Here is a 13572-nt window from a genome sequence, read left to right as displayed (position 1 = left end):
TGCCGCAGAGCACTGCTAATTCATATCAATCAGGGAGAGAGTCCATCATGAAGAGAATACCACACACGCTGCAGCGTGATTTTCCGTCGACACCAGAAGCAGACGCCACGCCTGTGACTACTCAAAAACAACTGGACTCCATGCCACGGCGTCGCTTTCTGCAAGCTGGCGCGAGTATCGTATTCAGCGGGCTGCTGGGGCGATTTAGAAGCAGTTTTCTAACTCGTGCAATCGTAGCCGCAGCAACGGGCACCGTTGCGCCGGCGCTTCACGCAGAAAACCGCACCTTCACCCATCCCGGCTTGTTGCACACTGAAGATGACTTCGTCCGTATAAGCAAGAAGCTGGCAACCGGTGAGAAACCCTGGGTAGATGGATGGGAACCGTTTGTAAAAGATGCCTATTCACAGTTGGGGGCGACCCCGCGCGCCACTGAGACAATTGTGCGGGGAGGTGACGGGCAGAATTTTTCATTACTGTATGTTGATGTGCAGCGTTCCTACCGTCTGGCGGTACGCTGGAAAATCACGCAAGACACCGCGTATGCAGAGGAAGCGATCAAGTATCTTAATGCGTGGTCTTCCACGCTAAAGACGGTCACTGGCAACGCCGATCGCTGGCTGGCCGCGGGTATCTACGGCTATCAATTTGCCAACGTTGCTGAAATCATGCGCAGCTATTCCGGGTGGGCTGCAGCAGACCTGGAGCGCTTCCAGAATATGATGTTGACGGTGTTCTATCCGATGTCGAGGCAATTCCTGGATGTGCATAACGGTGCGGATATCACCAATTACTGGGCCAATTGGGACCAATGCGCGATAGCTAATATTCTGGCGATCGGCGTGCTGTGCGATCGCCCCGACATCTATCAGGAAGCGATTGACTACTACAAATACGGTCAGGGCAACGGAGCCGGCATGCAAGCAGTGGTACATGTGCATCCCGGTTACCTTGGGCAATGGCAGGAAAGCGGTCGCGATCAGGGACACACTACGCTAGGAATAAGTCTGGGCGCGGCTTTCTGTGAAATGGCGTGGAATCAAGGCGATGACATTTATGGATACGACAATAACCGTTTTCTTGCCGGTGCAGAGTTTGTCGCGAAATCAAACCTGAACGACGAAACGGGCGGGTTCTATGCAATGCCCTGGATGAACTACCGCAACAGGCATGGCTTGATGGAAGCCGTTTCCTCGTCGAGCCAAGGGAATAAACGGCCATGCTGGGAGGCTATTTATAACCACTATGCAAAGCGAAAAGGTATTGCAACGCCCTATGTGTTCAAACAGGTACAGAAAGTGTACCCGGAATACGGCGGCGGGGGCGACGGAACGGGATACGGTACGTTACTGTTCTCACGCGACCTGGCCGTTGAGACGACGGCGTTGCGCCCTTCCGGCCTGACTGCCAACCGCCGTGGCGACAAGGTAGAACTTTCCTGGTGGGGGGTTGTTGGCGCTACGCGCTATACCCTCGAACGCGCCACCGTTGCTAATGGGCCGTTCACCGTCATTGCGACTGACATCATTGATCTTTTGACCTATTCGGACAGCGATATTACGAGGGCAGCGAGCTACTACTATCGCGTGAAAGCGTTCATTGCGGGGGGAGAAACCGCGGCGTCGGACACCGTCAGAGTACCGATTCAGGTGGAAGAAATATTCCATCTTGCGTTGAACGAAGGCTCTGGCATTACTGCCGCAGACAGCACAGGCAAGTGGGGAGTGAGTTCGCTGTCAGGCGGTGCCAGTTGGGGAACGGGACCGGATGGCACGGGTACTGCGCTGGTGCTTGATGGCGTAGATGGCTACCTGAAACTGCCGGATGGCCCCCTGTCGAAACTGGGTGATTTCACAATTGAAACCAGATTCTGTGCGGACGATTCACGTTCGTGGGGCAGGATTTTCGACATTGGTTCTGGCGAACGCCGCTGGATCAGCCTGACACCATTTGGAAATAACGGGAAGCCAACGTTTAGGATATCGATCCTACATGGTTATATGGTCGAAGGCGTGACGGCAGACACCACATTCCCCGTCGGTAAATGGGTACATGTTGCGATGACATTGTCTGGCAATATCTGCATCGTCTATATCGATGGCATAGAGGTCGGACGTAATGAAAAATTTACGCTAGCGCCCTATCAGCTTGGTGTGGCCGAGTCGGCCTATCTTGGCCGCTCGCAGTACGCGCGCGACGCCAATATAAAGGGGCGTTATGACTATTTCAGGATCTTGTCGGGGGCGTTGAGCAGCGTGGATATTGCCGCATTAGCCAGAAAATGACGCCATACTTCGCGACTTAAAAGGGTGACAACGCTGCACATGGATAAAGAGATAGCGCACCGGATGCATCGGCTTATAAAGCTGAGTTAGATTGCTCAGACCGGGATCCGCAGGCTTCGGCAAGCGGGTCTCGGAAGAGCGGGATATTCCAGCCGGTGTCTCCACCATCTATCGCCCGGACAAAACCGACAGATAACCTGTTATAAGTTATGCGTTTTTGTTCATTGCTTTGCCAACGCCCGTCAGCCTAGGCTGGCCCGGATTTCCATGCCCGGGCGAGAACATCATGCATCTGGATTTACGACAACTGCGCAATTTTCTGGCGCTGGCGGAACACCGCAGTTTTGTGCAGGCGGCGGAGGCGGTTTGCCTGTCGCAATCCGCGTTCAGCCGCAGCATTCAGACGCTGGAGCAAACCCTCGGTCACCCGCTGGTGGAGCGGCACAGCAAGCAGTTCACGCTCACCTGGCAGGGCAAAAAGCTGCTGCCTTTCGCCCAGCGCATGCAGGCGCTGTCGTGGGAGCTGATTCAGGACATGCGGCAACTCGGCGAGGATGACGCCGGCGAGCTGGCGTTCGGCTGCGGCCCGGCACCGGCGGCGGCGCTGATCCCGCAGGCGATATCCGCCTTCCACCTGCTGCGGCCGCGGGCGCGCGTCACCTACTGCGTCGACAACTGGCATGCGCTGCATCAGCGGCTACAGGCCGAAGAGTGGCCGTTTTTTGTGGCCGACGCCTGGCAAGCCGAACTGGACCCGCAGTTGCGGGTGCAGCCGCTCAACCCGCGCCGCTGTTTCTTCATCTGCCACCGCGACCACCCGCTGGCGCAGCAGACGCAGGTCTCGCCCGACGACCTGCTGCGCTTTCCGCTCGCGTCGCCCTATTTGCCGGTCGGCATGCGTAAGGTGCTGGCGGCGTTGACCGGCCAGCCGGACTATCGCCCGCAGATTCAGTGCGACCACATCCATTCGGTGTTCAGCGTGCTGCGCCACACCCAGGCCATCAGTTTTTCCAGCGAGGACGGATTTGCGCTCGGCCGCGATAGCCATCAACTGGTGGAGATCGCCCTCACCGAACAACCCGCGGAATGGGCGCAGATGCAGACCCGGTTCGGCATTATCTCCAGCCTGCAAAAACCGCTGCCGCCGCTAGCGCAACTGATGATCGACGCCATTCTGGAACAGGACCGGCTACGCCAGCCCGTTCCCGTATAAAGCATTACTGCGGTTTGCCGCTGGCGTCATACGCCGGCCACTGTGGTTCCAGTTTCAGATCGCTCAGTGCCTGATCGACAACGCGATTATCCAGCCACTCCTCCACCGAAAAAGCGGAACGAATTAATCCGGCTGTGCCGGCGCGCTGCACGCTGTCCTGCAGGTTGCTGCGCAGGAACGGGTCCAGACGCGGTGAACTTTGCAGGTTGAGCGAATCCGGCCGGAACTGCTCTTCAAACAGCACGGCCGGAATCTGGCTCTGGTCCGCCATCAGTTTGATATAGTCCGCCAGATGCGCCGGGTCGCTGACCCAATGCGCTTCCTGCACCAGCGTCGTCACCAGTTGTTGCGTGACCTGCGGGTAGCGCTGGATAAAATCCTGCGTCGCCAGCACGACTGCCTGAGTAGTATTGGCCCAACCCAGGTCGCGGCTGGACGTAATAATGCGAATCCCCTGCGGGCGCAGCGCCAGCAGCGACACGCCGCCCCACACCGCGTCGACGCGCCGGGCCGCCAGCGCCGCTTTGCCGGCGGTCCAGTCAAGGTTGATGACCCGGATATCCCGCTCGTTGAGCCCGGCGCTTTTCAGCGCCCGCTCAAACGACAGCTGGTCGGCGGTGCCTTTGTAGACCGCCACCCGTTTGCCGCGCAGATCCTCAATACGCTGAATGCCGGACTCCGGCGTCGCCGCCAGATACGAACTGGAACCGCGCGACCCTAGCAGCACCCGAGTAGGCAACCCGCCGGAGCGGCCGATGATCGCCGCCAGATCGCCGAGGTAGGCCACATCCAGTTGCTGGTTGGCCAACGCTTCGTTCACCGCCGGTCCCGCGCCTTTAAAGAACGACCAATGCACCTTGATGCCCTGTGGTTCAAACACCTGTTCCAGACTGTGGCGAATATAGGCCAACCCCAGCGGTCCGCCGATAAACGGCTTGCTGCCCGCGCTCTGATCCGGCAGCCCGATGCGGATTTCCGTCGGTTTGGCCTCCTGCGCCCGTGCTGAATTCCCCAGCGCCGCGACCGTCAACAGCACCAGCCCCGCGCCTTTAAACAGGCGGCGCCAGCCACGGTAACGATGACGATCTTGTTGTTGTTGCATGATTTTCTCCACTCATTGCAGGCGGTTTCAATGGCGAGAAACTAGCGAACGCGACCGGTGCGCCGTAAATAACATTTCCATGATTTATCAGCAAAAAAAAGCATAAATCAGCACCGGTGCCGGGTAGCGGGTCATATGCATTTCTTGCACGCGCAATATCGGTTTATTGCATTGGCGTATCACCGGGAAATCAGGTTTTTATACCCTATCTCTTCGTTTTGACTGAGCTTACAAAGAAAAATGAATAAGCCATTGGTCATGCATAAATCCTGGTTTGTGAAAGCCCCGCAGGCGACACGCCCGCTCACGCCGCGTCAAACCCGGCGTATCGCCGCGCCGTTGCTGTTGCCGCTGGCGGTGTTGCTGCTGTGGAGCCTCAGCAGCCTGCAGGGATGGATGCCGCCGCAAATCCTGCCTGCCCCGTCGCGGGTGGCGGCAACGGCCGTCGCTCTGTTGCAGGGCGACCTGCTCAGTCAGTTATTGATCAGCCTGCACCGTCTGGTGAGCGGGCTTGCCGCCGGCGTACTGGCCGGCACGCTGCTGGGCGCGCTGATGGGCGCATCGGTGCGGGCGGAACGGCTGCTGTATCCCACCGTCTACGCGCTGGCCCAAATCCCCACGCTTGGGTGGATCCCGCTGTTTATGGTGCTGTTCGGCATCGACGACGGCCTCAAGCTGGCGGTGCTGATCAAAGCGGTGATCGTGCCGGTGACGCTGCACAGCCAACGCGGCGTACGCGACGTCCCGCCACACTTGCTCGACGTGGCGCGCACCCTGCGCCTGCCGCGGCTTACTCGTCTGACCCGGCTGATTCTGCCCGCCGCGTTGCCGGTGTGGTTTACCGGCCTGCGGCTGGCGCTGTCGCAAGCCTGGGTGTCGCTGATTGTGGTGGAACTGCTCGCCTCATCGCAGGGCATCGGCTATCTGATGGTGTGGGGACGCCAGCTATTCCAGTTGGATATCGTGTTGGTGTGCATCGCCGTCATCGGGCTGACCGGCCTGCTGATGGAATGGGGCATCAACCAGTTGGACAAACGGCTGATCGCCTGGCCGCATCCACCGGTCGGTCGGCTGCACGCCGTACCCGCCGGTCAGGCCATCGGGCTGGCGGCGCCGCTGCTATTGCTGGCGCTGTGGCAATTGGCCAGCTATCACAGGTGGATCGATGCGCTGCTGTTGCCGCCGCCCGGCGATGTGCTCCGCGCTATCTGGCATGGCGTGAGAGAGGGTTCGTTGCCCGATGCCATGCGCCACAGCCTGTGGCGCGCGCTGGCGGGCGGCGCCCTCGGCGCAAGCGCCGGTCTGCTGGCCGGGCTGGCGCTGGGGCTGAGCGCGCGCGCCGAGGCGGTATTTACCCCGACGCTGACGCTGTTGCGTCAGGTAGCGCTGTTTGCCTGGCTGCCGTTGATTACCGCCTGGGTCGGCAACGACGACGGCGGCAAGGTGATCTTCATCGCGCTGGTGGCGTTCTTTCCGATGCTGGTCGCCAGTCATCGCGGCGTGCGCCAGCGCTCCCTCGCCTTGCAGGAAGTAGCACAGGTGCTGCGCCTGCCGTGGTTGCGCCGCCTGCGCGTACTGATCCTGCCCGGCGCGGCGCCCGCGCTGTTCACCGGGCTACGGCTGGCGATGATTTACGCCTGGCTCGGCGCCATCGGCGCGGAATATTTCATGTCGTCCGGCGTCGGGATCGGCAGCCTGATGATCAACGCCCAGCAATTGCTGGATATGCCCATCATTCTCAGCGGCATGCTGCTGATTGGCGTCACCGGCGCGCTGATCGACTACCTCGGCCAGCGGCTGGAACGCCGCGTGACCCGCTGGCGCACCACAGGAGACACCCAATGACGCAACCACGCCCCCAACCGGTGGTCGCCTTCGACCGCCTGAAAAAACAGTTTCGCGTCGGCGGCAGCCCGCTGACGGTCATCGACGACCTCTCGCTGGCGATTTATCCCGGCGAGCTGGTGGCGATTGTCGGCAGCAGCGGCTGCGGCAAATCCACGCTGCTGCGCCTGTTGGTCGGGTTGGATGACGACTATCAGGGCCGCATTCTGGTGGACGGCGCGCCGATTAACGGCATCGGCGGCGAGCGCGGCATCGTGTTTCAGGAACCGCGGCTGTTTCCGTGGCTGACGGTGCGCCAGAACATCGAGCTGGGGCTGGCGAGCGAGAAGATCGGCCGCGCCGACCTTACCCGCCGGGTCGACCATTTCATTCGGCTGGTGCATCTGGACGAGTTCGCCGACGCCCTGCCCGCCCAGTTGTCCGGCGGCATGGCGCAACGCGTGGCGATCGCCCGCGGGCTGGTGGGCAACCCGCGCATTCTGATGCTCGACGAACCGTTCGGCGCGCTGGACGCGCTGACCCGACAACAGATGCAACAGGAACTACGACGGATTCATCAGCAGGAAGGCACCACCACCCTGCTGGTCACCCACGATGTGGAAGAAGCGGTCTATCTGGCCGACCGCGTCGTGGTGCTGGCGCCGCGCCCCGGCCGTCTGAAACACATCGCCACGGTGACGTTGCCGCATCCGCGTCAGCGCGACAGCCAGGCCTTCCACCAGCAGTGCAGCGAACTGCTCACGCTGCTGACTCACTCCGACGCCTCGGCCTTGCCCGACGCCACGCTTATCACTGACTAAATGGAGTAGCACATGGGACACCCTTCCGTTTACCCGACCGGCACCACGATTTATCATCCGGACAAAGCCTGGGGCGGCTACACCGTCTTCCAGGCGCTGGAAACCGGCGCGGTCTTGATCGACATGAACGGGGCGGCGCTGCGGCTGTGGGAAGGCCTGCACGGTTTTCCCAATAAAATTCTGCCGGGCGGTTATATTCTCGGCCACAGCGGCCAGCGCGACGCCCGGTACGGCATGCAGGACATGGTGGATGTGGTGCAACTGGACTGGGACGGCAACCGGGTCTGGCAATTCAACGGTTACGAACACATCAGCGACCCGGATCTGCCGCCGGAGTGGATGGCGCGCGCCCATCACGACTACCAGCGCAGCGGCAACCCGGTGGGGTACTACGCGCCGGGTCTCGAACCGCAGGCGCTCGGCGGCAATACGCTGATTCTGGCGCACCAGAACCTGCACAACCCGAAAATCAGCGACAAGTTGCTGCTCGACGACACCATCATCGAAGTGGACTGGGACGGCAACGTGGTGTGGGAATGGCGCTGCAGCGATCACTTCGACGAACTGGGCTTTGACGACGCCGCCAAAACCGCGCTGTACCGCAACCCTAATATGCGCAGCAGCGGCGGCGGCATGGGCGACTGGATGCATATCAACTCCATGTCCACCCTTGGCCCCAACCCGTGGTTCGATCAGGGCGACGCCCGTTTCCATCCGGACAACATTATCTGGGACGCACGCGAGTCCAACATCATCGCCATCATCGACAAGCAGAGCGGCGACATCGTGTGGCGGCTCGGCCCGGATTACAGCACGCCGGAGCTGAAACATCTGGGCTGGATCATCGGCCAACACCATGCGCACATGATCCCGGCCGGATTGCCGGGCGCGGGCAATATTCTGGTGTTCGACAACGGCGGCTGGGCCGGTTACGGCGCCCCCAATCCGGCGTCGGCCGACGGGGTGAAGAACGCCTGGCGCGATTATTCGCGCGTACTGGAAATCAACCCGGTGACGCTGGACATCGTCTGGCGCTATTCGCCGTACGAAGCCGGTATTCCGCACCCGACCGACGCGTTCCGGTTTTACAGCCCGTATATCAGCAATATCCAGCGCCTGCCGAACGGCAACACGCTGATCAACGAAGGCGCCAATGGCCGCCTGTTCGAAGTGACGGCCGACCATGAGGTAGTCTGGGAGTACATTTCGCCGTTCTGGGGCAAGAGCGTCAACACCAACATGCTGTACCGCGCCTACCGGGTACCGTACGACTGGGTGCCGCAACTGCCGCGCCCGCAGGAAACCCCGGTGCAGGCGCCGGACAACACCCGCCTGCGTCAGCCTGGCGCCGCGCAGCCCGGTTTCGCCAGCGTCGTTCCCGTCAGCGATACCCGGCCATACAAGCGCGGTGGCGATGCGCTGTGCGTCGCTACCGACAGCGAAGAGCTGAAACGCAGCCCGAAACTGTTCGCCGTCAACCGTCATCGCTTTACCGCCTTATCGCTGGCGCCGGATGAAGCGCTGTCGCTGCCCGCCGGCAACCAACTGCTGCTGGTGGGCGCGGAACGCTGCGTGCACTGTAAGAGCCTGTATCGCCAGTTGGAAACGGTCATCGGCGACGTGGCGTTCAATGGTCTGTCCTGCCACTATCTGGACGCCGACCATCATGTGCCGCACGCCGCACAGCTACAGGTTCGCTCGCTGCCCACCCTGCTGTGGCTGAAAGACGGTCAGGAACAAGCCCGACTGACCAGCGCACAGAGCGCGGACAAGCTGCGCCAGTGGTTAGGCGACATTCAGAGCTAATCGCCCCGCTTCCCGGCACGACGCTGGCCGGGAAGCGTCCCGTTGGCCGAGAGATACCAAATCATGCCATTATTATTAATTAGTGATTATTTTATTTATAATTATAAATACGATTGAATAAGTAATCGCGAATATAATTGAGATAGATTAATAACGAGAGTAATATCCCCCCGCTTTTCTATTTGCTCTCTTTTTATTATTAATCAGGATGATTTATGGCTCTCTCCGTACGTTTAATCAGCCAGCTGGCGCTGATATTTCTCCTTTCCTTTTCTCTTCGCAGCATGGCCGCAGACAATGCCGCGCCGCAGGTTCACAGCGCGCTGGACAACGCCGTTGAAGCCATGCAACGCGCCGGTGTTGAAGGCCCCAAAGAGATCGGCCTCGGTAATCAGGCGGTGCTGAAACTTCCGCAGGGATTTGTTTATATTCCGGTGCGGGAAGCGCGTGTATTTATGCGCGAACTGGGAAATTATGTGGGCGGTAATTTTTATGGTCTGGTGTTGCACCCTGACATCGATGGTTTTATTTCCATCGACTACACCTCGTCGGGTTATATCAAGGATGACGATGCCAAAGAATGGAATGCCGATGAATTGCTGGATAACCTGAAAGAAGGTACCCGTGAAGCTAATAAAGAACGGGTGAAGAAAGGCATTGCGTCGATCGAAATCCTCGGCTGGATTGAAAAACCCAACTACGAGCAGGCGACCCACCGGCTAGTCTGGTCCGCCGCGTTGCGCGATGAAGGCAGCAACATGGCGGAAAACGATCAGGGCGTCAACTACAACACCTATCTGCTCGGCCGCGAAGGCTATCTGTCGCTGAATCTGGTCACCAATCGCGGTACCGTCAACGAAGAAAAACCCAAAGCCCGGCAGTTGCTCAATGCCGTGACCTTCAACAATGGCAAGCGCTACAGCGATTTTAACGCCAGCACCGACCGCGTCGCGGAATATGGCCTGGCGGCGCTGATCGGCGGGATTGCCGCCAAGAAACTGGGCCTGCTGGCGATGATGGGCGTGGCGTTCGTGAAATTCTGGAAAATCATTCTGGTGGGTATTTTCGCCGTCGGCGCCATCTTCAGAAAACTGTTTTCCGGTAAGAAAAAACCGCAGCCAGCGCAAGACGATGCCGGGAATGAAACCGTGCCGGAAACAAGCGCGGAAATAGTCCCTGAAACCGCAACCGTAACGGAAAAAGAACAACAGAAAGTCTGACATTAATAGCGCCAGCCCAAATAGCGCAAGCCCAGCTTCATCGCTGGGCGTATTAACATCGTCCGGAAATGCCGGCGCTGGCACACACCCGGCACCGATGCCTGCCCCGACGGCGATATTAATGAGTCCCGGCTGGGCATCATACCTGTTCTCTGCATCAGGCAAAAAACAGACGATGACCAGCCGGGAAATAAGGGCGCCAGCCCAATGATGCCTCTTCGGTTATTACTGACTCCCTTCAGTGACTGGCATAATTTTTAATTACAACAATAATCCATTATTCCGTTTTGGCGGAAGTTATCGGTGTGGTTTTTTTCTCATCAACGTTATGTTTCTTTTTTTCCGCCGTTATTTTCTGCCCGGTTACTTTTTCTTCTTCCGCTTTTTTCGACGCGACCGTTTCTTTTTCCGTCGTTACCGCTTTTTTATGTACGACTTTTTTCTCGTTGTGCGTTTTCATCTGGGCATCGGTGCTGGCAGCCGTCTGTTGCGCTGCCGTCAGCGTTTTGCCGCTCGCCTCCTGACTCGCTGTGGCGTCGGTGGCGGCCGTGGTTTTCACTTCCGCGCTGGCTGCCGTTCCGGTTACCGGTTTGGCGCTCACTTCGGTCGATGCCGCGTGTGCGTAAGAAGCAGCCAGGATAACGCCTAAAAACAGGGGTTTCATATTCATTATGAATTTCCTTTAACAAGTCATTTGCGATTAACCGGAAATAAAGTTTTATTCTCTGGTTAATAACTGAAGCGTTTAGGTAACCGCCTCGGGAGTGATTAAAGCAAAGCTGGAAATAAAAAGAATATGGAATATTCCTAGAAATCACTCCACTCATCCGACCTGATTAATTTATATTCTGTCCACCTGCATGGATAAATAACATGTCATACCTTATTTTTATTTGATTCGTCCCATCGCCGGGGGATAAGGCAAATTACATCATCAAAATTACTCACAGCCAATCGATTGAATGGCAGGGAAACTGGGGATAAGCGCCCGCCGGGCAGGCGCGTACCGTTGGAAAGCCGTGATTAGCGCCGGTAGGCCAGCGACCGCACCAGTCGATCGCCCAGCGACTGCACCAGTTGCACCAGCAGCACCAGAACGATCACCGTTCCCGCCATCACTTGCTGATTAAAGCGTTGATAACCGTAGCGGATTGCCAGATCCCCCAGCCCGCCGCCGCCAATCACCCCCGCCATTGACGAAAAGCCAATCAGCATCACCACCGTCAGCGTGATGCCCGCCAGAATCGACGGCAGAGCTTCCGGCAACAACGCCTTGGTAATCACATGCCAGACGGTGCCGCCCATCGACACAATCGCCTCTATCCGGCCGCGATCCACCTCAGCCAGCGCGTTTTCCACAATGCGAGCGAAAAACGGAAACGCGCCGACGGTAATCGGCACCACCGCGGCGGTGCTGCCCAGCGTCGTGCCGACCACCCAGCGGGTAAACGGAATCAGGGCAATCAACAACACCACGAACGGCAGCGAACGTCCGACGTTGATCACGCCGCCCAGCACCGCGTTCCCCCGCGGCAACGGCATGATGCCCGACTGGCGGCTGATAAATAGCAGCACGCCGGTCGGCAGCCCCACCAGCACGGTAAACAGCGCCGCCAGCCCCACCATGTACAGGGTTTCCAGCGTCGCGTTCAGCATAATCGGGAAAAAATCTTCCCAGCTCAGGCGACTTTGCACAATTCGCCCTCCTCTACGCCGTGCCGCCGTAAAAACGCGCGCTCGGCGTCCAGATCCGGCAACAGCGCCTGTCGCAAGCGGGAAGTCGGGTCCGCCAGCAGCGTTCGCAGCGCGCCGCTTTCCGCCACCCGGCCTTGCTCCAGCAACGCCGCGTGATCGCAAATGGCTTTGACCACCTCCAGCTCATGGGTGATCAGCACAATGGTTAACCCCAGTTGCCGGTTGATGTCGGCCAGCAGCGCCAGGATCGACGCGGTGGTTTCCGGGTCGAGCGCGCTGGTGGCCTCGTCGCACAGCAGATAACGCGGCTGGGCCGCCAGCGCGCGGGCGATGCCGACCCGCTGTTTCTGCCCGCCGGACAGCTGCGACGGATAGGCCTGCGCCTTGTCGCTCAACCCGACCAACGCCAGCAACTCCGTTACGCGCGCCTCCCGTTCGCGCTTGCCGGCCCCGGCGATTTCCAGCGGCACCGCCACGTTATCCCGCACAGTACGGGCATGCAGCAGATTGAAATGCTGGAAAATCATACCGGTGCGCTGACGCTGCTGGCGCAGCGCCCGCGGCGACAGGCTGGCGATATCGCAGTCGTCCATCAGAATACGGCCCGAGGTGGGCCGCTCCAGCAGATTGAGGCAGCGAATCAGCGTACTCTTGCCCGCACCGCTACGGCCGAGAATGCCGTACACCGCCCCTGACGGAATGGTCAGCGACACATTCTCCAGCGCGGGCTGCGCGCAGCCCGGGTAGCGTTTCCCCAGCCGTTCGATCCGAATCATGCGTTATTGCCCCGCCACCGCAATCACCGACCCTTTGTAGCGCTGGCTGATGAAGTCAGCCGTGGCTTTGGACTCCAGATCCTTCGCCAGTTGTTTGATGCGCGGATCGTTTTGCAGCGCCGGCGTAGTCACCAGAATATTGGCGTATGGGTTATGGCTGGCGCTTTCCAGCCCCAACGCATCGCGGGACGGCACCAGCCCGGCTTCCAGCGCATAGTTGCCGTTGATCACCGCCAGATCGACGTCATCCAGCGAACGGGGGATCTGCGCCGCTTCAATCTCTTTAATCTTCAGCTTTTTCGGGTTTTCGGCGATATCTTTCGGCGTCGCCTGATCTTTCGACGGGTCGCTATAACCCGCCTTGAGTTTGATCAGCCCCTGCCCCTGCAGCAGGTACAGCGCCCGACTGAGGTTGGTGACGTTGTTCGGCACCGCCACGGTGGCGTTCTCCTTCACCTCGCCGAGCGATTTGTATTTTCGGGAATAAATCCCCAGCGGTTCGATATGCACCGTGGCCGCCACCACGAATTTTTTGCCCAGCGCTTTTTCCTGATCGCGCAGATAAGGCACGTGCTGGAAGTAGTTGGCGTCCACGTCGCCGCTGGCCAGCAATTCGTTGGCGTTCACGTTGCCGCTCAGTTCAACCACCTTCAGCTTCAGCGACGGATCCGCCTTTTGAATCTGCGCCAGAATTTCCGCATGCGGCACCGGGTCCGCCGCTACCCGCAAAGCATCGGCCGCCTGAGCCGATACCGACAGTCCCATTGCCAATGCCATCGCCGTCAGAGCAAAAAAATTATGATTTTTCATTTTGTTATCCCTTGATGATT

The 13572-nt window shown here is 59.2% G+C and carries 11 protein-coding genes; 6 read left to right on the top strand and 5 right to left on the bottom strand.

Translation table 11 applies throughout. The features are described from left to right. The first annotated feature begins 47 nt into the window (after positions 1 to 47). Positions 48 to 2285 (top strand): LamG-like jellyroll fold domain-containing protein, encoded by a 2238-nt coding sequence (locus tag CVE23_RS08690; RefSeq protein WP_100849334.1) that lies wholly within the window; start codon positions 48 to 50, stop codon positions 2283 to 2285. Positions 2286 to 2571: 286 nt separating this feature from the next. Further along, positions 2572 to 3498 carry a LysR family transcriptional regulator gene (locus CVE23_RS08685; protein ID WP_100849333.1) on the top strand — a complete coding sequence of 309 codons (927 nt, stop codon included), beginning with the start codon at positions 2572 to 2574 and terminating at the stop codon, positions 3496 to 3498. Between the two features lie 4 nt (positions 3499 to 3502). On the opposite strand, the gene CVE23_RS08680 is transcribed toward CVE23_RS08685, so the two are convergent. Next, a complete protein-coding gene (locus tag CVE23_RS08680; protein WP_225622659.1) occupies positions 3503 to 4600 on the bottom strand; it encodes an ABC transporter substrate-binding protein in 1098 nt (365 codons plus the stop codon). Between the two features lie 240 nt (positions 4601 to 4840). On the opposite strand from CVE23_RS08680, the gene CVE23_RS08675 reads away from it, so the two are divergent. The 4 genes from CVE23_RS08675 (at position 4841) to CVE23_RS08660 (ending at position 10271) form a co-directional block, all read left to right on the top strand. Beyond that, positions 4841 to 6445 carry an ABC transporter permease gene (locus CVE23_RS08675; protein ID WP_225622658.1) on the top strand — a complete coding sequence of 535 codons (1605 nt, stop codon included), beginning with the start codon at positions 4841 to 4843 and terminating at the stop codon, positions 6443 to 6445. Further along, a complete protein-coding gene (locus tag CVE23_RS08670; RefSeq protein ID WP_038659998.1) occupies positions 6442 to 7245 on the top strand; it encodes an ABC transporter ATP-binding protein in 804 nt (267 codons plus the stop codon). Before CVE23_RS08675 ends, CVE23_RS08670 begins: the two co-directional genes overlap by 4 nt. 12 nt (positions 7246 to 7257) lie before the next feature. Further along, entirely contained in the window at positions 7258 to 9051 is a 1794-nt protein-coding gene (locus CVE23_RS08665; protein ID WP_100849332.1) for an aryl-sulfate sulfotransferase, read from the top strand. Positions 9052 to 9266: 215 nt separating this feature from the next. Continuing rightward, entirely contained in the window at positions 9267 to 10271 is a 1005-nt protein-coding gene (locus CVE23_RS08660; RefSeq protein ID WP_100849331.1) for a DUF2167 domain-containing protein, read from the top strand. A 277-nt stretch (positions 10272 to 10548) separates the two neighbouring features. Here CVE23_RS08660 and CVE23_RS08655 read toward each other — a convergent pair whose 3' ends face one another. The 4 genes from CVE23_RS08655 to CVE23_RS08640 form a co-directional block, all read right to left on the bottom strand. Next, positions 10549 to 10941 carry a hypothetical protein gene (locus tag CVE23_RS08655; protein WP_100849330.1) on the bottom strand — a complete coding sequence of 131 codons (393 nt, stop codon included), beginning with the start codon at positions 10939 to 10941 and terminating at the stop codon, positions 10549 to 10551. 353 nt (positions 10942 to 11294) lie between these two features. After that, positions 11295 to 11954 carry a methionine ABC transporter permease gene (locus CVE23_RS08650; RefSeq protein WP_167389569.1) on the bottom strand — a complete coding sequence of 220 codons (660 nt, stop codon included), beginning with the start codon at positions 11952 to 11954 and terminating at the stop codon, positions 11295 to 11297. Beyond that, positions 11951 to 12742: a methionine ABC transporter ATP-binding protein gene (locus CVE23_RS08645; protein WP_072093975.1), complete on the bottom strand. Its 792-nt coding sequence runs from the start codon at positions 12740 to 12742 to the stop codon at positions 11951 to 11953. The genes CVE23_RS08650 and CVE23_RS08645 overlap by 4 nt, the downstream gene beginning before the upstream one ends. A 3-nt stretch (positions 12743 to 12745) precedes the next feature. Then, positions 12746 to 13552 (bottom strand): MetQ/NlpA family ABC transporter substrate-binding protein, encoded by an 807-nt coding sequence (locus CVE23_RS08640; protein WP_038660006.1) that lies wholly within the window; start codon positions 13550 to 13552, stop codon positions 12746 to 12748. Between the last annotated feature and the right edge of the window lie 20 nt (positions 13553 to 13572).

The sequence above is a fragment of the Dickeya fangzhongdai genome, from assembly GCF_002812485.1.
Taxonomy (GTDB): domain Bacteria; phylum Pseudomonadota; class Gammaproteobacteria; order Enterobacterales; family Enterobacteriaceae; genus Dickeya; species Dickeya fangzhongdai.
The sequence above is the reverse complement of the archived record's forward strand: the minus strand, read 5'-3'. Positions and strand labels throughout refer to the sequence as shown.

Excerpts from the sequence above, each read along its gene's own strand:
- CVE23_RS08680 (WP_225622659.1), bottom strand. The coding sequence starts at position 4,600 with ATGCAACAACAACAAGATCGTCATCGTTACCGTGGCTGGCGCCGCCTG.
- CVE23_RS08640 (WP_038660006.1), bottom strand. The coding sequence starts at position 13,552 with ATGAAAAATCATAATTTTTTTGCTCTGACGGCGATGGCATTGGCAATG.
- CVE23_RS08645 (WP_072093975.1), bottom strand. The coding sequence starts at position 12,742 with ATGATTCGGATCGAACGGCTGGGGAAACGCTACCCGGGCTGCGCGCAG.
- CVE23_RS08685 (WP_100849333.1), top strand. The coding sequence starts at position 2,572 with ATGCATCTGGATTTACGACAACTGCGCAATTTTCTGGCGCTGGCGGAA.
- CVE23_RS08675 (WP_225622658.1), top strand. The coding sequence starts at position 4,841 with ATGAATAAGCCATTGGTCATGCATAAATCCTGGTTTGTGAAAGCCCCG.
- CVE23_RS08670 (WP_038659998.1), top strand. The coding sequence starts at position 6,442 with ATGACGCAACCACGCCCCCAACCGGTGGTCGCCTTCGACCGCCTGAAA.
- CVE23_RS08665 (WP_100849332.1), top strand. The coding sequence starts at position 7,258 with ATGGGACACCCTTCCGTTTACCCGACCGGCACCACGATTTATCATCCG.
- CVE23_RS08655 (WP_100849330.1), bottom strand. The coding sequence starts at position 10,941 with ATGAATATGAAACCCCTGTTTTTAGGCGTTATCCTGGCTGCTTCTTAC.
- CVE23_RS08660 (WP_100849331.1), top strand. The coding sequence starts at position 9,267 with ATGGCTCTCTCCGTACGTTTAATCAGCCAGCTGGCGCTGATATTTCTC.
- CVE23_RS08690 (WP_100849334.1), top strand. The coding sequence starts at position 48 with ATGAAGAGAATACCACACACGCTGCAGCGTGATTTTCCGTCGACACCA.